This window comes from Sphingopyxis sp. Q841, assembly GCF_052384365.1.
Classification (GTDB): domain Bacteria; phylum Pseudomonadota; class Alphaproteobacteria; order Sphingomonadales; family Sphingomonadaceae; genus Sphingopyxis; species Sphingopyxis terrae_A.
The window spans coordinates 210,473-231,176 of record NZ_JBQSUM010000002.1 but is presented as its reverse complement, the minus strand read 5'-3'; the positions used below and the strand labels follow the sequence as shown (position 1 = coordinate 231,176).

Annotated in this window: 16 protein-coding genes and 1 tRNA gene; 11 read left to right on the top strand and 6 right to left on the bottom strand. The window is 66.2% G+C overall.

Going from position 1 to position 20,704, the window contains the following annotated elements:
- Window positions 1–16 precede the first annotated feature (16 nt).
- The 4 genes from ACT17R_RS11505 to ACT17R_RS11490 are packed head-to-tail and all read left to right on the top strand — an operon-like array spanning window position 17 to window position 6,779.
- Window positions 17–1,405 (top strand): TIGR03013 family XrtA/PEP-CTERM system glycosyltransferase, encoded by a 1,389-nt coding sequence (locus ACT17R_RS11505; RefSeq protein WP_062902310.1) that lies wholly within the window; start codon window positions 17–19, stop codon window positions 1,403–1,405.
- Window positions 1,406–1,407: 2 nt separating this feature from the next.
- Window positions 1,408–3,561 carry an XrtA/PEP-CTERM system histidine kinase PrsK gene (gene prsK, locus ACT17R_RS11500; protein ID WP_444809479.1) on the top strand — a complete coding sequence of 718 codons (2,154 nt, stop codon included), beginning with the start codon at window positions 1,408–1,410 and terminating at the stop codon, window positions 3,559–3,561.
- Window positions 3,558–4,934: a PEP-CTERM-box response regulator transcription factor gene (gene prsR / locus ACT17R_RS11495; protein WP_217373355.1), complete on the top strand. Its 1,377-nt coding sequence runs from the start codon at window positions 3,558–3,560 to the stop codon at window positions 4,932–4,934. The genes prsK and prsR overlap by 4 nt, the downstream gene beginning before the upstream one ends.
- Window positions 4,935–6,779: a tetratricopeptide repeat protein gene (locus ACT17R_RS11490; RefSeq protein ID WP_062902312.1), complete on the top strand. Its 1,845-nt coding sequence runs from the start codon at window positions 4,935–4,937 to the stop codon at window positions 6,777–6,779.
- A gap of 12 nt (window positions 6,780–6,791) precedes the next feature.
- Here the strand turns inward: ACT17R_RS11490 and ACT17R_RS11485 are convergent.
- Window positions 6,792–6,865 (bottom strand) — tRNA-Gly (locus tag ACT17R_RS11485).
- Between the two features lie 100 nt (window positions 6,866–6,965).
- Between ACT17R_RS11485 and dinB the strand changes: the two genes are divergently transcribed.
- Window positions 6,966–8,090 (top strand): DNA polymerase IV, encoded by a 1,125-nt coding sequence (gene dinB / locus ACT17R_RS11480; protein WP_444809478.1) that lies wholly within the window; start codon window positions 6,966–6,968, stop codon window positions 8,088–8,090.
- A 35-nt stretch (window positions 8,091–8,125) separates the two neighbouring features.
- Here the strand turns inward: dinB and ACT17R_RS11475 are convergent, their stop codons facing one another.
- From ACT17R_RS11475 to ACT17R_RS11465, 3 genes are all read right to left on the bottom strand, one after another.
- Window positions 8,126–9,721: a peptide chain release factor 3 gene (locus ACT17R_RS11475; protein ID WP_444809477.1), complete on the bottom strand. Its 1,596-nt coding sequence runs from the start codon at window positions 9,719–9,721 to the stop codon at window positions 8,126–8,128.
- Between the two features lie 110 nt (window positions 9,722–9,831).
- Complete coding sequence (locus ACT17R_RS11470; protein ID WP_003043532.1) at window positions 9,832–10,179, bottom strand: GntR family transcriptional regulator; 348 nt, start codon at window positions 10,177–10,179, stop codon at window positions 9,832–9,834.
- Window positions 10,180–10,250: 71 nt separating this feature from the next.
- The gene (locus ACT17R_RS11465; RefSeq protein ID WP_062902314.1) at window positions 10,251–10,832 is read right to left on the bottom strand and encodes a nitroreductase family protein; all 582 of its coding nucleotides are present in this window, start codon (window positions 10,830–10,832) and stop codon (window positions 10,251–10,253) included.
- A gap of 166 nt (window positions 10,833–10,998) precedes the next feature.
- Between ACT17R_RS11465 and ACT17R_RS11460 the strand changes: the two genes are divergently transcribed.
- The 6 genes from ACT17R_RS11460 to ACT17R_RS11435 all read left to right on the top strand — a co-directional run bounded on the left by ACT17R_RS11460 (window position 10,999) and on the right by ACT17R_RS11435 (window position 17,774).
- Window positions 10,999–12,645, top strand: coding sequence for a peptide MFS transporter (locus ACT17R_RS11460; RefSeq protein WP_444809476.1), 1,647 nt, complete (start codon window positions 10,999–11,001; stop codon window positions 12,643–12,645).
- A gap of 4 nt (window positions 12,646–12,649) precedes the next feature.
- A complete protein-coding gene (locus ACT17R_RS11455; protein ID WP_202988275.1) occupies window positions 12,650–14,062 on the top strand; it encodes an amidohydrolase in 1,413 nt (470 codons plus the stop codon).
- Window positions 14,059–15,360, top strand: a complete 1,302-nt coding sequence (locus ACT17R_RS11450) for an amidohydrolase family protein (protein ID WP_003043520.1) — start codon at window positions 14,059–14,061, stop codon at window positions 15,358–15,360. The genes ACT17R_RS11455 and ACT17R_RS11450 overlap by 4 nt, the downstream gene beginning before the upstream one ends.
- A gap of 45 nt (window positions 15,361–15,405) precedes the next feature.
- Window positions 15,406–16,107 carry an NnrU family protein gene (locus ACT17R_RS11445; protein WP_062902316.1) on the top strand — a complete coding sequence of 234 codons (702 nt, stop codon included), beginning with the start codon at window positions 15,406–15,408 and terminating at the stop codon, window positions 16,105–16,107.
- Between the two features lie 5 nt (window positions 16,108–16,112).
- Window positions 16,113–16,649: a DUF1003 domain-containing protein gene (locus ACT17R_RS11440; RefSeq protein WP_062902317.1), complete on the top strand. Its 537-nt coding sequence runs from the start codon at window positions 16,113–16,115 to the stop codon at window positions 16,647–16,649.
- A gap of 93 nt (window positions 16,650–16,742) precedes the next feature.
- Window positions 16,743–17,774, top strand: a complete 1,032-nt coding sequence (locus ACT17R_RS11435; RefSeq protein WP_444809475.1) for an IS110 family transposase — start codon at window positions 16,743–16,745, stop codon at window positions 17,772–17,774.
- 640 nt (window positions 17,775–18,414) lie between these two features.
- Here the strand turns inward: ACT17R_RS11435 and ACT17R_RS11430 are convergent.
- Complete coding sequence (locus tag ACT17R_RS11430; RefSeq protein WP_062902318.1) at window positions 18,415–19,410, bottom strand: aldo/keto reductase; 996 nt, start codon at window positions 19,408–19,410, stop codon at window positions 18,415–18,417.
- Window positions 19,407–20,654 (bottom strand): dicarboxylate/amino acid:cation symporter, encoded by a 1,248-nt coding sequence (locus tag ACT17R_RS11425; protein ID WP_234179124.1) that lies wholly within the window; start codon window positions 20,652–20,654, stop codon window positions 19,407–19,409. Before ACT17R_RS11425 ends, ACT17R_RS11430 begins: the two co-directional genes overlap by 4 nt.
- Window positions 20,655–20,704 lie beyond the last annotated feature (50 nt).

Below are 20,704 nucleotides of genomic sequence, written 5' to 3'. Positions count from 1 at the left end.
AAGGGCCAGGCGCAACATGTTCCGTTTGTTCAAACATTATGTCCCGCACGCGGTCGTCTGGCTCGCGCTGCTGGAATTTGCGGCGCTGTTTGCGTCTGCCAATGCGGCGTGGGCGCTTTATGCGCATATCGCCGGCTTCGATGCCGGTGACTTCAGCGATCGCTGGTTGCCGCTCACCACCTTTGCCGTCGCCAATTCGCTCGCGATGATGGCGACCGGCATGTATGGCGCCGAAGCGCTGCGATCGATGAAATTCGCGACGGCGCGCCTGCTCGCCGCGGTGTCGCTGGGCGTCATTTTCCTTTCGGTGGTCGGCTTTCTTCTGCCGACCGCGACGCTGTGGCGCGTCAACAGCTTTTACGCGATGGGATTGGCGATCGCGGCGCTGTTTCTCATCCGGCTGGCACTGACGCAAAGTGCGGGCGCCGATGCGTTCAAGCGGCGCATCCTCGTGCTGGGCGCCGGCGCGCGCGCGGCGCGGCTGCGCGCGCTGGCCGAGGCGCCGGGAAGCGGCATCGACGTCGTCGGCTTCGTTGCGATGACCGGGAACGAGCGCACGATTGCCGAGGCGGTCCCACGCGAAGCGATCGCCAACCTGTCCGACCATGTCGTTGCGCTGCGCGCGGGCGAGGTCGTGCTCGCGATGGAGGAGCGGCGCAATGCGCTGCCGCTCGCCGATCTGCTGCGCGTCAAGACCACCGGCGTGCATGTCAACGACATCGCCAGCTTCATCGAACGCGAAACGGGCCGCGTCGATCTGGCGACGACAAACCCCAGCGTTCTGATCTTTTCCGACGGTTTTTCGGCGGGGCAACGCATCTCCAAGGTCGGCAAACGGCTGTTCGATATCGTTGCCAGCCTGATCGTGCTGGTGATCGGCCTGCCGCTCGCGCTGATCGCGGCGCTTGCCGTGAAACTCGATAGCAAGGGGCCGGTCCTCTATCGCCAGCCGCGCGTCGGTTTGTTCGGCGAACCTTATAATATCTTGAAGATCCGTTCGATGCGCACCGATGCCGAAGCGGCGGGCAAGGCGGTGTGGGCGGCGGAAAACGACCCCCGCATCACGCGCGTCGGCCACATCATCCGCAAGCTGCGCATCGACGAACTGCCGCAGCTCTGGTGCGTGCTGAAAGGCGAGATGAGCTTCGTTGGCCCGCGCCCCGAACGGCCGAGCTTCGTCGACGAACTCGAACGCCAGCTGCCCTATTATGCCGAACGCCATATGGTGAAGCCCGGCCTGACCGGCTGGGCGCAGATCAACTATCCCTATGGCGCGTCGGTCGAGGATGCGCGGGTGAAGCTGGAATATGATCTTTATTATGCAAAGAATTATTCGCCCTTCCTCGATCTTCTGATCCTGCTCCAGACGGTGCGCGTCGTGCTGTGGCCGGAGGGCGCGCGCTGACGATGACGCTTCTCGCCGGCCTTACGCATTTGTTCGCCGGGCTTGGAACCTTGGGCTTTTCGGGCGCCGCGATCTGGCTGCTCGTGCGGCCGCGCGCGCGCATGGCGGCCTTGCTCACCGCACCGCGCGCCACGATTGCGGCGGCGGCGGCGATGGCCGTGTGGTGCGGCGCCTTGTGGCTCGCGGGGCCGGACAGTGCGGCCGCGCTCGTCGTGCAACCGCTGCGCGATGCGGCGATCCTGCTATGGCTCGGCGCCAGTTTCTGGAGTGCGGCGGCGCCGATGGGGCGGCCGTTGCGGCTGGTTCAGCGACTGCTGCTGACCATCTGTTTCCTGATGTTCGGTATCGGCGCGCTGTCGATCTGGCAGGGCGGCGATGCGGCTGAATCCTGGGCGGCGCCGACGCTTGCGATTTCGGTGATGATCGTCGCGACGGGCGGGTTGATCGTCGTCGATGGCGGCGTGCGCCGCGCGAGCGCCGCGATCCGCACCCCGGTGCTGGCAATCGCCGGCGGCTTCGCGATGCTGTGGACCTATGAGCTCAATATCCAGTTCATCGGGGCGCTGACCGGCACCCGCGCGACGACGCTGATCGCGCTGCTTCCCGCGGTCGCGCTGTTGATCCTGCCGCTGTTCGTGCTCGCCGCGATGGACGTCGGGCGCGAGCGTATCCGCCTGTCGCGCAGCGTCGCGGCACGGGGGATGCTGCTGCTTGCGGCGGCCGCCTATCTGGTGCTGATCGGCGTCGTCGGGGCGGTCACGCGGCTGATCGGCGGCGATTATGGAGAGGCGGCGCAGGGGATCTTCCTGATCGCGGCGCTGGGTATCGGCGGGCTGCTGCTGCTGTCGGCGCCGACGCGTGCCTGGCTGTCGGTGATGATCTCCAAGCACTTCTTCGAGCACCGCTATGATTACCGCGCCGAATGGCTGCGCTTCACCGCGACGCTGGGCCAGTTCGGTGAACGCGCGGGCGATGGCGTGGAGGGGGGCGAGGATGGGGGCGATCTCCACCGCCGTGTCGCCAAGGCGCTCGCCGAACTGACCGGCAGTCCTGGCGCGCTGCTGCTGGTACCCGACGGGCAGGGCGGCTTTCGGGCCGCCGACCGGTGGCGCTGGACCGACGCGGGCGAGGGCGAGGGGCAGGGCGATGCGTCGCTGTCGCCGCGATCGGCCTATATGCTTCAGGAAACGCGGCACATCGTCGATCTCGACGCCGAACGCGCGGGCAAGCGGCAGGGGGCTGAGGATCTGGCGTTTCCCGACTGGCTGCTCTCCGACCCGCGGGCGTGGGTGGTGGTGCCCGTGCTGCATTTCCAGCGAATGATTGCGGTCGTGGTGCTCCACCGCCCGCCGGTGTCGCGCGCGCTCGACTGGGAGGATCTCGACGTGCTGCGCATCGCGGGCCAGCAGGCGGCGAGCTATCTGGCCGAAGCGCAGGGGCAGCAGGCGCTGTCGGAAGCCAAGCGCTTCGACGAATTCAACCGCCGCTTCGCCTTCATCATGCACGACATCAAGAATCTGGCGAGCCAATTGTCGCTGCTCGCGCGCAATGCCGAGCGCCATGCCGACAAGCCGGAGTTTCGTGCCGACATGATCGAGACGCTGCGCATTTCGGCGGGGCGCCTGTCCGATCTGCTCGAACGACTGTCGCCGCGCGGCCGCGGACCCGCGGGCGAGCGCGGACGCGTCCTGATCGAGCCGGTGCTAAACGACGTCGCAGCCGAAGTGCGCGCGCGCCGCGCGCTGTTCGTCGGGTGTCAGGCGGGGCTGACGGCGTGGGGCGATGCGGCGTCGATCCGGCAGATCGTCCAGCATCTCGTCACCAATGCCATCGACGCCTCGCCGTCCGATACGCCAGTGCAACTGATCGCAGTCGCCGAACAGGGCCGGGTGCGGATCGATGTCATCGACCAGGGCAGCGGCATGACGCGCGCCTTCATCCGCGACGAACTGTTCAAACCCTTTGTGTCGACCAAGGATGGCGGCTTCGGGCTGGGGGCGTTCGAGGCGATGGGGCTGGCGCAGGCGATGGGCGGGCGGATCGAGGTGACGAGCGAGCCGGGCAAGGGCAGCGATTTTTCGCTGTGGCTGCCGCTCGCCGACGGGCGCGACGCGGTGAATGACGATCAGGACGACAGGAAAGCAGTAAATCAATGAGCGACACCGGCGCGCCCCGCCCGAAACTGCTGGTCGTCGAGGACGATCCGGGGCTGCAGACGCAGCTCAAATGGGCCTATGAAGATTATGAGGTGCTGGTCGCGGGCGACCACGACAGCGCGATCGACCTGCTGCGCGCGGAAGAACCTTCGGTGGTCACGCTCGACCTCGGCCTTCCGCCCGATCCCGACGGAACGCGCGAGGGCTTCCGCATCCTGCAGGCGATCCTCGAGCTGAAGCCCGATACCAAGGTGATCGTCGTTTCGGGGCATGGCGAGCGCTCCAGCGCCCTTGCCGCTATCGCAAGCGGGGCTTGGGATTTTTATCAGAAACCGATCGACATCGACGAACTGGGCCTGATCGTCCGCCGCGCCTTTCACGTCCGCGCGCTCGAGGTCGAAAATGCGCGGCTTGCCGAGGCAGGGACGGGCGACAACCGCGTCCTCGGCGGCATGATTACCGGCGCCCCCGAAATGCAGAAGGTTGCGCGCACGATCGAGCGCGTCGCCAACCTCGACGTGTCGGTGATGCTACTCGGCGCCAGCGGCACGGGCAAGGAATTGCTCGCGCGCGGGCTGCACGAGGCGAGCGGGCGGCGGGACGGCGCTTTCGTCGCGATCAACTGCGCCGCCATCCCCGAAAATCTGCTCGAAAGCGAATTGTTCGGGCATGAAAAGGGCGCGTTCACCGGCGCGGTCAAGACCACCGAGGGCAAGATCGAGCTGGCGCACGGCGGCACGCTGTTCCTCGACGAAGTCGGCGACATTCCGCTCCCGCTGCAGGTGAAGCTGCTGCGTTTCCTGCAGGAACGCACGATCGAGCGCATCGGCGGCCGCAAGCCGATCGCGGTTGATACGCGCATCGTCTGTGCAACGCACCGCGACCTCGACGCGATGATCGCCCAAGGTGCCTTCCGCGATGACCTTTATTACCGGCTCGCCGAAATGGTGGTGAAGATCCCCGCGCTCGCCGAACGGCCGGGCGACGCGGTGCTGCTCGCACGGCATTTCCTGCATAAATATGCGCCCGAAATGAACCCGGCGGTGCGCGGCTTTGCACCCGATGCGTTGCAGGCGATCGATGCGGCCCGCTGGCCGGGCAATGTGCGCGAGCTGGAAAACCGGATCAAGCGCGCGGTCATCATGGCCGACGGCAAGCTGGTGACGAAGGACGATCTCGACATTGCGGGGCGCGGCGACGAGCCCGGGGAAAGCCACCTCAATCTGCGCAGCGCGCGCGAAGCCGCCGACCGCGTGGCGATCCGCCGCGCGATGACGCAAAGCGAGGGGAATATCTCGCTTGCCTCCAAATTGCTCGGGATCAGTCGCCCCACGCTTTACGACCTGCTCAAGCAATATCGGATTCAGGCCTGAATGGCATGGCGCGGGCCTTGGCTGGCCGTGCTGGTCGCGGCGTCGGCGCTCGCCGGCTGCGCCGCGCCGCAGCCGCCGGGTTCGCGCGCCGACCTGCAGGAGCGCCGCGCCGAACTGCAACGGGCGGTCGCTGACGATCCGCAATCGTTCGAACCGCGCATCCGGCTGATCCGCATATTGTTCCGGCTCGGCGACGGAGTGGCGGCCGAGGCCGCGGTCAAGGCGACGATCGATGCGGGCGGCAATCGCGCCGTGCTGCGCCCGCTGCTCGCGCGCGCCTATGCGATGCAGGGCGACGGCCGCCGCGCCTTCGAGGAACTCGACGGCGGTCCGATCGCACCCGAAATGATGGGCGAGGCGGCGTGGGTCGCGGGCAACGTCCATCTGGACAATGGCGACCTTGCGTCGGCGCGCGACGCCTATGACCGCGCGGTGCGCGAACTGCCCCGCGATTCAATGCTGTGGGTCGATGTCGCGCGCTTCCGCAATGCCAATGCCGATATCAAGGGCGCCCGCGATGCGGCCGACTATGCGATCGAACTCGATGGAACGAACAGCGCAGCGCTGGCACTCAAGGCCAATCTCGTCCGCACCGAGGAGGGGCTGCGCGCATCGCTGCGCTGGTACGACGCGGCGCTCGCCGCCGATCCCGACAATGCCGGGGCGCTGATCGATCAGGCCGCGACGCTCGGCGATATCGGCCGCTATCGCGACATGCTGGTCGCGTTGCGCCACGCCGCGACGCTGATCCCCGGCGATCCGCGGATCTATTATCTGCAGGCAGTGCTCGCGGCGCGCGCCGACGATTATCAGCTCGCGCGCAGCCTGCTCCAGCGCACACGCGGGCAGATGGACGACGAACCGGGCTTCATGCTGCTAAGCGCCATCGTTGAGCTGCAACTGGGCGGCGAGGCAGTCGGCGCGAGCTGGGCCGAGCGGCTGCTTGCCGAACAGCCCGACAATTTCACCGCGCGGCGCGTGCTGGCCGCGGCGAACTGGGCCGATGGCGACGACGACGGCGCGATGGCGGCGCTGCAACCGATCGTCGATCGCGGCGATGCCGATAGCTGGTCGCTGCTGCTTGCTGCACGCGTCGCTGCCGAAGAAGGCCGAGGCGGCGTATCTGCGGATTATCAGGCGCGCGCCGCCAGCCTGGCGCGCGGCGAGGCTGGACCCTTTGCGGTCGATAACGACTATGGCCTGGTCGCGATGGCGGCCGATGCCGCCCCGCTCGATCCGGCAAAGGCGATCCCGGCGATCGCGGCCGACATGGCAAGCGGCCAATATGCCCGGGCCATCGCGCGCGCGACGCGGCTGCGCGACGCCAATCGCGGCGTCGCCGACGCGCATATCCTGCTCGGCGACGCGGCGCTGGCGGGCGAGCGCTATGATCTTGCCATCGCCGCCTATCGTGCCGCGCGCGACCTCGACGCGGGGGAGCGCACGACGCTGCGGCTCGCCAACGCGCTCTATCGCTCGGGCGATCCGGCGGGATCGGGCGCGGCGATCCTCGCGCTGCGCAATCGCCAGCCATCGAGCCTCGCCGCCGAACGGCTGGCGGGGCATCTGGCGATGGACTTGCGGCATTGGCATCAGGCGATCGCCCATTTTGACCGGGTGCGGCAACGGATCGGCAACCGCGACGTAGTCATCCTGCGCGAACTGGCGCGCGCCTGGGCCGCAAAGGGCGACGACGCCCGCGCACTGCCGATGATCGCGCTCGCCTATCGCCTGCAGCCGCTGAACGCCGACATCATGCGGCTCTATGCCGATCTTCTCGAACGGCGGGGGAAGGATCAGGCGGCAGCCGACCTGCGCGACAAGGCCGATCAGATCGGGCGGTGATGCAGGGGAAGTTGGAGCGGGTAGCGGGAATCGAACCCGCCTAGCTAGCTTGGAAGGCTAGAGCATTACCACTATGCTATACCCGCTTCGCCAAGGTGCGCGCGATTGCCAGTTTGGGGCGGGGTCGTCAAGCGGAACGCGCAGCGGTGATTGAGAACATCGTGGCAACATGCTAGGAATCGGCGTGTGAGCGAGACCGGCGACAGTGAAGCGGACGGCGGCGAGGCGCCGGTTCGCAAAATCATCCATGTCGACATGGACGCCTTTTACGCCTCGGTCGAGCAGCGCGATGATCCGGCGCTGCGCGGCAAGCCCGTCGCGGTCGGCGGATCTTCGCGGCGCGGGGTGGTCGCCGCCGCATCCTATGAAGCGCGCAAATTCGGCGTCCGGTCGGCGATGCCGAGCATCACCGCGAAGCGCCAGTGTCCCGAGCTGATTTTCGTGCCGCCGCGGTTCGACGCCTATCGCGCGATATCGCATCAGATCCGCGCAATCTTTCACGACTACGCCGACGATGTCGAACCGTTGTCGCTCGACGAAGCCTATCTCGACGTGACGCGCGACAAGGCGGAACTGGGCAGCGCGACGGCGACCGCGCGGCTGATCCGGGAACGCATCCGCGCCGAAACCGGCCTGACCGCGTCGGCCGGCGTGTCGTACAACAAGTTCATCGCCAAGCTGGCATCGGATCAGAACAAGCCCGACGGGATGACGGTGATTCCGCCGGGGAAAGGCGCGACGTTCGTCCAGACGCTGTCGATCCGGCGGTTTCATGGCATCGGCCCCGTGTCCGCCGCGAAGATGGAGGGGCTCGGCATCTTTTCGGGCGCCGATCTGGCGGCGCAGGACCGCGCGTGGCTGGCGGCGCATTTCGGCAATAGCGCCGAATGGCTCTATAACCTGGCGCGCGGGGTGGACCATCGCCGCGTCCGGTCGAACCGGCCGCTCAAGTCCCTCGGCGGCGAGCGGACCTTCTTCAACGATCTGGTCAGCGACACCGAAATTCGCGAGGCGCTCGCCCATGTCTGCACCGTGGTATGGGACCGGGCGGCGAAGAAGCGCGCGCGCGGGCGGACGGTGACGCTGAAGCTGCGCTATGCCGACTTCCGCACGATCACGCGCGCAAAGTCGGTGGCAGCGCCGATCGCCGACGGGGCGGCGTTGCTCGCGGCGGGGGAGGCGATCCTTGCCCCCTTGCTGCCGGTCGAGCAGGGGATCCGGCTGCTCGGCGTGACGCTGAGCAAGTTCGAGGGCGAGGAAGAGGAGAGCGACGCGGCCGCTGCGCCCGCAGATTTGCTGAGCCTGCTCTGATGTAGGTCGCCCCAGCCTTCGCGGGGGCGGCGAGATTATTGGGCCGGTGCGAACACCCGTTCCTTGGTCGCGGTGAAGCGGATTGACGGGTTGCGCTGCGTCACATAGCCGACTTCCCACGCATCCTTGGCCATGAAGACCGGCGCGCCGTCACGGTCGGTGGCGGCGGCGCCGCGATTGTCGGCCTGGAACTGCTTGAGCGCGGCGGCGTCATCGCTGGCGATCCAGCGCGCGGTATCCCACGGGCTGGCCTCGAGCTTTGCCTCGACCTTATATTCGGCCTCGAGCCGACTGATCAGCACGTCGAGCTGGAGCTGGCCGACGACGCCCACGATCATGTTGGCCCCGATCTCCGGATAGAAGACCTGGATGATCCCTTCTTCGGCCATGTCGTCGAGCGCCTTGCGGAGCTGTTTGGTCTTGGTCGGATCGACGAGCGCGACGCGGCGTAGGATTTCGGGGGCGAAGTTCGGCAGGCCGGTGATCATCACGTCGCTGCGTTCGGAGAGGGTGTCGCCGACGCGCAGCGTTCCGTGGTTGGGGATGCCGATGATGTCGCCGGGCCAGGCTTCTTCGGCCATTTCGCGGTCCTGCGCGAGGAAAAGCATCGGGCGGCTGATCGCGATCGCCTTGCCGGTGCCGCCCTGCGTCAGTCGCATCCCGCGCTCGAACTTGCCCGAACACAGGCGCATGAAGGCGATGCGGTCGCGGTGCGCGGGGTTCATATTCGCCTGTACCTTGAAGACGAAGCCGGTGACGGCATCGTCGTCGGGGCGTACCGGCGCGGGTTCGGCAGGCTGCGGCTGCGGTCCCGGCGCATGCGCCGCGAGCCCGGCGAGCAGATCGACGACGCCGAATTCCTTGAGCGCGGAGCCGAAATAGACGGGGGTGAGGTCGCCGTTCCGATAGGCGTCAACGTCGAAGGACGCATAGCCCGCGGAGGCGAGCTCGATTTCTTCGTTGAACTGATCGAGCGCACGCGAATCGACCGCCGCCGCCAGCTTCGGATCGTCATGGCCGGTGAGCGCGATCCATTCGCCCTCGAACGCCCGCGAGGCTTCCTTGCCGGGGACCGCGAGCGACGGTTCGACCAGATCATAGAGGCCCGAGAAGGTGCCGCCCATCCCGACCGGCCAGTTCATCGGACAGACGTCGAGCGCCAGCCGGTCGGCGACCTCGTCGAGCAGTTCGAAGGGCGACTGGCCTTCGCGGTCGACCTTGTTGATGAAGGTGATGATCGGCACCGAGCGCAGGCGGCACACCTCGAACAGCTTGAGCGTCTGCGGTTCGATCCCCTTGGCGGCGTCGATCACCATCACCGCGCTATCGACCGCGGTGAGCGTGCGATAGGTGTCCTCGCTGAAATCCTCGTGCCCCGGCGTGTCGAGCAGGTTGAAGACAAGGCCCTGATGTTCGAAGGTCATCACCGACGAGGTCACCGAAATGCCGCGCTGCTGTTCGATCTTCATCCAGTCGGAGCGGGCGCGCCGCGCCTGTCCGCGTGCCTTGACCTCGCCCGCCATATGGATGGCGCCGCCCGCAACGAGCAGCTTTTCGGTCAGCGTCGTCTTGCCCGCGTCGGGGTGCGAGATGATGGCGAAGGTGCGGCGGTCTGGGTGGTTCTGGGACATGGCGCCGGGCGCCTAGCAGGTGGCGGCGTCAGTGGAAAGGGCTGACGCAGCATCGTGTCTTCCCGCAGCGGCGGCGCAGCGGCCCCGCTCGTCGCGTTCGGGAATGACGATTAGGCGTCGGTGAGGTCGAGCAGCGTCCGCGCGTCGAGGCCGATGCGGCGCATCTGCTCGGCGACCGGCGGCCAGACGTTGGTCAGGAAATCTTCGCGCATCAGCGTGCGCAGGCGATCGGTTGCACCCTCGGCGACGAACATGCCGACCCCGCGCTTTACCGTGACCAGACCTTCGTCCTGAAAGGTCTGATAGGCTTTGGCGACGGTCAGCGGGTTGGCGCCTTCCTCGGCAGCGAGCGACCGGACCGACGGGAGCATGTCGCCGTCGCGAAAGGTGCCGTCGAGAATCGCATTGGCGATCACGTCACGAAGCCGTTGATAAACGGGTTTGGTCTGATCGAGCATGCCGCCTTAATGCCATAAGACAGCAGCACAGTCAATTGAAGAAAATTAGTTTCTGCTGATATTAAGCGACACTAAATGTCCCAGGCGCTGACGATTTCGTCATAATCTGGACGCGGGCGTTCCGACAGGTCGGCGCAGGGGGTGCCGATAAAGAAATAGCCGACGATCGCGTCGCCTTCGCGCAGCCCGAATGCGGCGCCGACGTTCGGGCTGAACGCCGCCCAGCCGGTGAGCCAGCTGCCGACATAGCCGTGGGCGTGCGCGGCGTGGAGCAGGTTCATGCCGACTGCTCCCGCCGACATCTGCTGTTCCCACAGCGGGATCTTGCTGCCCGCGACGGGCGCCGAGACGAGGAGCAGCAGCGTCGGCGCCTGATGCGCAAACTGGTCGAGCGCAGAGAGATCCATGCCGGCCGCGCCGGGATTTTCGGCAACCCATGCCTGCTTGAGCAGCGCGGCAAAGGCATCGCGCTGTTCGGGCGCGATCGTGATGATGCGCCAGGGGGCGAGCTTGCCATGATCGGGCGTGCGCAGCGCGAGTTCGATGATCGCGCGCAATTCGTCCGCGTCGGGCCCAGGGGCGACCATGTCGCGCGCCTTGCCCGAGCGGCGCGTGGCGAGGTGGCTTTTCAGCGAAGAGGTGTCATTGAACATCGCGCGCCATGTGGCGTCTCGCCCGCATCCGCGCAACCCCGCCGCGTCGGGCGCTTTGGTTTCATGCGCAATTAGATTCTTCCCATACGCAATTTTCGCGCTAGGTTGCCCCATTCGCGCGGCAGAAGTCCGCGGCAAAACCATCCGGGAAAAGGGACGCATATAGATGAAAAATATGGCCTTATGGGACGAGGGGGACTGGATCGCGGTTATCGCGCTGGTCATCCTGGGGGTCTTTTTGAGCATCGGCGCTTTGGTCGCCGCCAGCAAGAAACCTGAATTCGCCGGCCATCCCAAGGGCCTCTACATGCTGTTCTTTGCCGAGATGTGGGAACGCTTCTCCTACTACGGCATGCGCGCGCTGCTGATCTTCTACCTGACGCAGCATTGGCTGTTTTCGGACGGCAAATCGAACCTGATCTACGGCGCCTATACCGCGCTCGTCTATATCACCCCCGTGCTCGGCGGATATCTTGCGGATCGCTATCTGGGGCAGCGCAAGGCGGTGCTGTTCGGCGGTGTGCTCCTCGCCTTCGGCCATTTGTTCATGGCCTTCGAGGGCGATCACGGCATCACCGATGCCGCGACGAAGCAGGCCGATCCCGCGATCAACATCTTCTGGCTCGCGCTCGCGCTCATCATCGTCGGCTCGGGTTTCCTCAAGGCCAATATCTCGGTGATGGTCGGCCAGCTCTATCGCCTGACCGACATGCGCCGCGATGCGGCCTACACCATCTTCTACATGGGGATTAACGTCGGCGCGGCGCTCGGCACGATCCTCGTCGGCTATCTCGGCCAGAAGATCGGCTGGGCCTATGGCTTCGGTCTTGCCGGCATCGGCATGGTCGCCGGCCTGATCGTCTTCGTGCTCGGCAAGAATGTCCTGCTCGGCGCCGGCGAGGCACCCGCACCGCTCGCGAAATCCAAGGAGTGGAGCATCTATGGCGTCGGCCTTGTCGCCGTCGGCGTGATGTGGGCGCTCGTCCAGTATCAGGACGTGATCCAGACGTTGCTCGTCATTTCGGGCCTCGGCCTGCTCGGCTGGGTGCTGTTGCAGGCCTTCAAGCTCGAGAAGGAACCGCGCGAACGCATTTTCGCCATTCTGTTCCTGATCGCGCTCAACCCGCTGTTCTGGGGTCTGTTCGAACAGGCCGGCGGCAGCTTCAACCTCTACACCGACCGCTATGTCGACAAGGGCGGCGTTCCCGCTTCGGTGTTCCAGTCGATCAACCCCATCTACATCATCCTCTTCGCGCCGGTCTTTGCGGCGCTGTGGCAGTGGCTGGGCAAGCGCGGGCTCGAACCCTCGGCGCCGGCGAAGTTCGCGCTGGCGCTCGCGCAGGTCGGGGCGGGCTTCCTCGTCTTCGTGTGGGGCGCGAGCAGCGTCGGACCCGAAGTCGCGACGCCCGTCCTGTTCGTCTTCCTGCTCTATCTTCTCCACACGACCGGCGAGCTGTGCCTGTCGCCGGTGGGGCTGAGCGCGATGAATCGCCTCGCGCCGTCGTTCATGGCCTCGCTCATCATGGGCGCCTGGTTCTACATGACCGCGGTCGGCAATTTCGTCGCGGGCAAGATCGGGGAAGCGACCGGCGGAGAAAGCGGCAACATGACCAAGGAGGCGACGCTCGCCATCTATCAGGAAATCGGCATCATCACGATCGGCGTCAGCGTCGTCGTGCTGGCGCTGTCGCCTATCGTGAAGAAGTGGATGCACCTCGACACGCTGCGCGACCGCGACGACAGCGTTGCCGGAGCTGGCGAACTTGCCGAACCGCAAGCGGCGGGGACGCATCCCGAACCGAAGGGGGCATAAGCACATGATCAGGGGCGTGAAGGGCAGTCTGCTGGCTGCCGTTTCGCTGGCGTTCGCGGGTTGCGCGGCGTCGGGCACCTCGGCGCAGTCGGCGGGCGACAAGCCCGCCGCGAGCGCCGAAAAGCCGGTGAAGTTCAACAAGGATCCCTATCCGTCGACCTATCACGCCTATGCAGGCCGCCCCACGGCGGTGCGCGGCGTGACGATCTTCGACGGCGAAGGCGGCCGCATCGACAATGGCGTCGCGCTGTTTGCCGACGGCAAGGTGGTGAGCATCGGCGGCCCTGATACGGCGACCCCCGCGGGTTATGACGTCGTCGACGGCAGTGGCAAATATCTCACCCCCGGCGTGATCGATATCCACAGCCACCTCGGCGTCTATCCGAGCCCGTCGGTCGATGCGCATTCGGACGGGAATGAGGCGACCAGCCCGACGACGCCCGAAGTCTGGGCCGAGCATAGCGTCTGGCCGCAGGATCCGGGCTTCAGCCGTGCGCTCGCCAATGGCGGGGTGACGAGCCTCCAGATTCTGCCGGGCAGCGCCAATCTGATCGGCGGCCGCTCGGTCGTGCTCAAAAATGTTCCGGCGCGCACGGTGCAGGGGATGAAATTCCCCGGTGCCCCCTATGGTATGAAGATGGCGTGCGGCGAGAATCCGAAGCGCGTCTATGGTAGCAAGGGGCGCATGCCCTCGACCCGCATGGGCAATTTCGCGGTCGATCGTGCGACCTGGGCCAAGGCCGCAGCCTATAAGAAGAAGCTCGACGAAGGAAAGCCGGTCGATCGCGATCTGGCGATGGAAACGCTCGCCGGCGTGCTGTCGGGCGAAATCCTGGTTCAGAACCATTGCTACCGCGCCGACGAAATGGCGCAGGTCATCGATATGAGCCACGAGTTCGGATATAAGGTGTCGGCGTTCCACCATGCGGTCGAAGCCTACAAGATCGCCGACGTGCTGGCGAAGGAAGGCATTTGTGCCGCCATCTGGGCCGACTGGTGGGGCTTCAAGATGGAAGCCTATGACTCGGTGCCCGAAAATATTGCGCTTGTTTACAAGGCGGGCGCCTGCACGATCGTCCATTCGGACGACGAAAACCAGATCCAGCGCCTGAACCAGGAAGCGGCGAAGGGACTTGCCGCCGGGCGGCGCATGGGGATGCAGATCAGCGACGAACAGGCGTGGACCTGGCTGTCGTACAATCCCGCCAAGGCGCTGGGCATCGCCGACAAGACCGGCAGTCTGAAGCCGGGCAAGATGGCCGACGTCGTGCTGTGGAACGGCAACCCGTTCAGCGTCTATACGCGGCCCGAAAAGGTCTGGATCGACGGCGCGCTGATGTTTGACGCGACCGATCCCAAGCGGCGACCGGTGAGCGATTTCGAGCTGGGGCAGCCCGGCGAGGGAGATGTGAAATGATGCGCGCGCTTCTGCTTTCCGCCGCCGCGCTGATCGCGGCCCCGGTCGCGGCACAGGATGTTGCGATCACCAACGCGCGGCTCGTCATCGGCGACGGCAGCGCCCCGATCGAGGGCGGCACAGTCGTCGTGCGCGGCGGCAAGATCGTCGCCGCCGGCGCGGGCGTTGCGGTCCCCGCAGGGATCGAGCGCGTTGACGCCGGCGGCCATTGGGTAACGCCCGGCATCGTCGCGGCGTTCAGCCGCGTCGGACTGGTCGAGGTCGATGCCGTGCAGGGCAGCAACGACCGCTCGGCGCGTCGTTCGCGCTTTTCGGCGGGTATCGACATCGCGCCCGCGCTCAACCCGATGGGCTCGCCCGTCGCGGTCAACCGCGCCGCCGGCGTCACCCGCGCGATCGTTGCGCCGGGCGACAGCAGCGGGCTGTTCGCGGGCCAAGGGGCGGTCGTCGATCTGGGCGACGACAATGACATGGTGACGCGCCCGCGCGCGCTGCAGTTCATCGAATTCGGCGAGGGCGGATCGTCGAACGCGGGGGGAAGCCGCGCGGCGACCTTCCTGATGTTCCGCGAACAATTGCTGGCGGCGCGCAGCTATGCCCGCAATCCCGCGACGCTTGCCGAATGGGGCAGCGACGCGCTGATCCAGCGCGCCGACGCCGACGCACTGGTCCGCGTGATCAACGGCACGACCCCGCTGTTCGTGCGCGTCGATCGCGCCGCCGACATATTGAACGTGCTGAAACTGAAGGGCGAATTTCCGGCGCTGAAGCTCGTGCTCGTCGGCGCGACCGAGGGCTGGCTCGTCGCCCGGGACATCGCTGCGGCGAAGGTGCCGGTGCTGGTCTCGCCGCTGAGCGACCTCCCCGCGAGCTTCGAACGGCTGGGCGCGACGCAATCGAATGCCGGGCGGCTCGAAGCCGCCGGCGTCGATGTTTCGGTTGGCGTGTTCGACGACGATGACGCGCACAAGATGGGTTATACCACGCAATATGCCGGCAACCTGGTTGCCCTGACGAAGCTGCCGGGCGCCAGCGGGCTGAGCTGGGATCAGGCGTTCGCCGCCATCACCAGCGCCCCTGCGCGGGCGGTCGGCATGGACGGCACGATCGGATCGCTGCGCGCCGGGCGCGTCGGCGACGTCGTGATCTGGGACAATGATCCGCTCGAACTCGGCAGCCGGCCGACCGCGGTGTGGATCGACGGCAAGCGCCAATCGCTCGTGACGCGACAAGACCGCTTGCGCGATCGCTATGCGACGCCGCAAGAAGGCGCATTGCCCAAGGCCTATGACCGGTAAGCGCCAGAGAGGCTGAGCGCGCCGCGAGATGAAGGAGGCGAGCCGATGAACCCCATGTCGCTGTTGATCGCAACCGCGGTGCTGTTTGTCGGCTCGCACCTCCTCCTGTCGCACCCGCTGCGCGACGGGCTGGCCAGCCGGCTCGGCGAGCGAGGGTTCCAAATCGTCTATTCGATCGTGGCCTTCGCCACGTTCATTCCGCTCGTTCAGGCGTGGCGCGCGATGCCGCCCGAACCGCCGCTGTGGATGGTCGACGATCCGCTATGGGCGCTCGCGACCTTGATCGTCCTCTTTGCGAGCATCCTGTTCATGGGGTCATTGATCGGCAATCCGGCGCTGCCGTCGCCGAAGGCGGCGTTCGCCGCCCAGGGGGCGCCGCGCGGGGTTTTCGCGATTACCCGTCATCCGATGATGTGGGGCTTTGCGCTGTGGGCGTTCGCCCACGCGCTCGTCATGCCGACGGGCGCGCAGTTGCTGCTGTCGGCGACGATCGCCTTCCTCGCGCTTGTCGGATCGGCGGGGCAGGATGCGAAGAAGGCGCGGTTGATGGGTGATGCGTGGCGCCACTGGGCGGCGCGGACGAGCTTCGTGCCGTTCGGGCGCCAGGTTGCGGGGGCGGCGCCGTGGGGCGATGCGATCCCGCGCGGCCATGCGCTGTTCGGCGGCATCCTGCTGTGGCTCGCGGCGACCTGGGGGCATGGCGCGCTCGGCTATATGGCGGCGGGCATCTGGCGCTGGATCGGCTGACCGTCATGAATGACGAAGCCCGGATCGCGGACATGGCGCTGCGCCTGCTCGGGCGCGCGTTCAACGAACTCGACGAACAGGAGCAGCGCGTCATCTGCGCCATCGCCGAACGCGCACCGACCAGCCGCAACGCGGGCGAGATCGACGATGAGGAAGCGAGCTTCGGTGACCGGCTGGCCGACCGGGTGGCGGCGGTCGGCGGTTCGTGGGGTTTCATCATCGCCTTCGGCGTCGTGCTCGTCGCGTGGATGCTGCTCAATTCGAGCGTCCTCGCGCGTGCGGGGCTCGTCTTCGATCCCTATCCCTATATCTTCCTCAACCTGATGCTCTCGATGCTCGCGGCGATCCAGGCGCCGGTGATCATGATGAGCCAGAACCGGCAGGCGGCGAAGGACCGGCTGTCGGCCCGGCTCGATTATGAAATCAACCTGCGCGCCGAACTGGAAATCATGCGCCTGCACGAAAAGATCGACCGCATGCGCATCGCCGACCTGGTCGAGAAGGTCGAAGACTTGAGCAAACGGCTCGATCGGAACGGGTAGGGGACGGTGGCGTTGGGGTGATGGGGTGGACGCCCCCCGGCGGCATCGATGTGCCATAGTGGAGGTGTTATCACACCACTAGAGGAGGCGTCCGTGTTGGAAGTTAGCATAATCGGATTGGATATCGCGAAGAATGTTTTTCATGCGCACGGCGTGGATGCGAGCGGGCGAGCACTGTTCAGCCGCAAGATCGGCCGAGGGAAGCTGCTGGAGTTCTTTGCTGGGCACCAGCGTTGTACGGTCGCGCTGGAAGCCTGTGGGGGCGCGCACCATTGGGGCCGAGAGCTGACACGGCTGGGATACAAGGTGAAGCTGATCCCGCCGGCGTATGTGAAGCCGTTCGTGAAGCGGAACAAGAATGATGCGGCGGATGCGGAGGCGATCTGCGAGGCCGCCCAGCGCCCGAGCATGCGGTTCGTGGCGATCAAGAGCGAAGAGCAGCAGGCGTCAGGCCTGGTGTTCCGGACCCGTGACCTGCTGGTGCGGCAGCGCACCCAGCTGATCAATGCCATCCGAGGTCATCTTACCGAATATGGCTGGGTAGCGCCCAAGGGTCCCTCGCATGTCGCGATGCTCGGCGATCTGCTTGAGGACGAGATGGCCTCGTCGCTACCCGAGGCAGCCAGGGCGATGTTCCGCACGATGCTCGACCTGCTGGAGGAGCTGAACGAGAAGATCGGCGATCTCGACAAGGAGATTGCGCGGCGGGCTCGTGAGGATGCCGTCGCGAGGCGGCTTATGACGATCCCTGGGGTTGGACCGATTACGGCCACCGCATTGGCGGCTCTGGCACCGCCGGCAGAAAGCTTCACCAAGGGACGGGACTTTGCGGCGTGGCTAGGTCTGGCGCCAAGGCAGATGTCGACGGGCGGCAAGCAGAAGCTGGGCTCGATATCCAAAATGGGCGAGCGCACACTGCGGCGATTGCTCATCATCGGTTGCAGTGCGGTGGTCCTGCAGGCCAGCAAGCGAGGCGCGCCTCAAGGCTCCTGGCTCGAGCAGATGATGGCGAGGAAACCGCGTATGCTGGTCACGGTTGCCCTTGCCAACAAGACAGCGCGGATCATCTGGGCCGTGCTCGTGAAGGAAGAGGATTACAGAGCTCCGGTCGCAGCCGCGGCGTAAGCCAAGGCGGACCAGAGGTCGCCGGAAGGCGTAGTCGGTCGAAGGAGAGTATGGCACAACAGTCGGCGAGACGGGGCCGGAAGAACCAGGGCTTTCCACTGTGCCGCGAGCACGCTGTGGGTGATGTGGTTCCGGTCCGCGAACTCCCATACGGGCCCGCAGCCTCCGATGCTGCATTGCAAGGCCGGACAGATGGCCGCATCCGACTACGTGCACTACCTCCAAAAATCGCTTGCGTCTTTTGGGGCGTCCACAGATGGGAAGCGCCACCCTCCATTTTCGTCATCCCGGCGAAGGCCGGGATCTTTCTGGTGCGCTACCGCGATAGGGTGAGATCCCGCCCTTCGCCGGGATGACGGAGTGTGATCGAAATCCGTTTTTTTCCCGTTCGTGTCGAGCGAAGTCGAGACACCCGTCGACACGGCGCCTAGTCCGAGGGGCATCTCGACTTCGCTCGATGCGAACGGGTTGGGGGAAGCATGAGTGTCCGCTTCAGGGTCGTTAGCGGACGTTGCTTCAGAACGTCGCCCCCGCGCAGGCGGGGGCCGCAATCGGCCTTTTTTTGCGGCGCTGCGTAAACCGACAGCGGCCCCGCCTTCGCGGGGGGCGACGGGACTTGTTCCGGCCGAAACCCGAAACCCTACAGCCGCACCATCCGCATTCCCTGTTCGCCATAGCGCGGGCCGCTGGTGCCGCCCTTCGGCGCTGCTGCGTCGATCGCCGCAATATCGTCGGCGCTGAGGGTCAGGTCGGCGGCGGCCATGCTGTCTTCCATCGTGGCGCGGCGCTTGGTGCCGGGAATGGGGACGATGTCGTCGCCCTGCGCGAGCAGCCACGCGAGTCCGACCTGCGCCTTAGACACGCGGTGCCGGTCGGCGACTGCGCCGATCGCATCGACGATGCGCAGGTTGGCGGGCAGATTTTCCTCCGAATAGCGCGGGTCGTTGCGGCGCCAGTCATGCTCGGGCAGCTCGTCGCGGCTGCGCACCGCGCCCGCAAGGAACCCGCGGCCGAGCGGCGAATAGGGGACGAAGCCGATGCCGAACTCGCGGCAGACCGGCAGGATTTCATCCTCCACGTCGCGCTCCCAGATCGAATATTCGCTCTGCAAGGCGGTGATCGGTGCGGCCTTGGCGGCGCGGCGCAGCGTCTCGGGGCCGGCTTCGGATAGCGCGATGTGGCGCACCTTGCCTTCCTTGACCAGTTCCATCATCCCGCCGACGGTTTCCTCGATCGGTACCGAGGGGTCGACGCGGTGCTGGTAGAAGAGATCGATCGTGTCGATGCCAAGGCGCTGGAGCGAGCCTTCGCAGGCGCGCCGCGCGTTGTCGGGGCTGCCGTCCACGCCGACGATCTGCTTGCCGTCGAAGCGGAAGCCGAACTTGGTCGCGATGACAAGACCGTCGCGCTTGCCCTTGATGGCTTCGCCGAGCAGTTCTTCATTGGTGAACGGGCCATAGATTTGCGCGGTGTCGAAGAAGGTGACGCCCATGTCGATCGCGCGGTGGATCGTCCGCGTCGCCTCGTCCATGTCGGCGGCTTCGCCATAGAGGATATTGCCGCCCTTGATCATCGGCATACAGCCGACGCCGATCGCCGAGACTTCGAGGCCGTGGCCGAGCTTGCGATATTTCATGCTGCTTCTCCTTCTGGTTCGTCGCGAACGCCGTCGGCGGCATATTTGGTCGCGGCGACGTCGGCGATAACATTGCCCAATGTCCGGAATATGTCGGGAAAGGTCTCGACCGCGACGAGCAGCCCCAGCGGCGCGACGGGCACCCCCATCGATACGGCAATCGGCGCGATCGATGTGACATAGCTGATCGATCCGGGCAGGCTGACCGAACTCAGCGCCGCGGCCATCGCGACGGCAAGGCCGACCGCCATCGTCCACGGCGACAGCGTCAGGCCGAACAGCCAGGCAATATAGACGACCACCGCCAGGTTCATCGCCGGGCTGGTAAAGCGGAAGAGCGCCACCGCGAGCGGCAGGACGATATCGGCCTTTTTGGGATCGACGCCCAGATCCTCGGTCGCGCGGAGCATCGCGGGCAGGCTGGCGAGCGAGCTTTGCGTTGACAGCGCGACGGCGAGCGTGGGCACCATCGCCCGGACGAAACGCGCCGGCGCGACGCCGACGACCAGCCAGGCGAGCGCGAGGCCGAGGAGAATACAGCAGACGCCAACGCCGGAGACGATCAGCACATAGTGGAGAAGGCCGCCGAACGCCGCGAGCCCGGCCTTGATTGCCAGCGCATAGCCGAGTGCGAACACCCCGATCGGGGCGAGCGCAAGCACCCAGCCGATGACGACGAGCATCGTGTCGCCCAATGCCTTGAACAGGCCCGACAGGCTGGCGCGCGCGTCGGGGGCGATGCGCGTCATGGCGAAGGCGAAGATGGTGGTGAAGACGATCAGCGGCAGGACAGTCGTCTCCGCCGCCGCGGCGATCGGGTTGGCGGGGATCAGGCCGAGGATGAAATCCGAAAAGGTCGGCGAGGGCGGCGCTTCGGTCGCGCCGCCGAGCCCGCCGCGCAGCGCCGCCGCGGCGCCCTGCGACAGCGGAAACAGGCGGAGCAACAGCGGCGTGACGAGCAGCGACATCAGGCCGGTGAGAAAAATCGATACCATGAAGATGCCGACCGACCGCGCCGCGAGCGTTCCCGCGCGCGCGGCGTCTGCGGTCGCAGTGATGCCGGTGATCAGCAGCGCGACGATTAGCGGGATGATCGTCATCGTCAGCGCCTTCAGCCACAACAGGCCGACGGTTTCGACATAGGGAAGCGACGCCGTGCCCGCTGTCGGGGCGGCCATGTCGAGCAGGATGCCGAGCAGCATGCCTGCAATCAGCGATGACAGGATGATCCATGCCGATTTCAAGTTCAAAACCTCCGGCCTGCTTGCCAAGCAAATATGGGTGACTTAGTGCC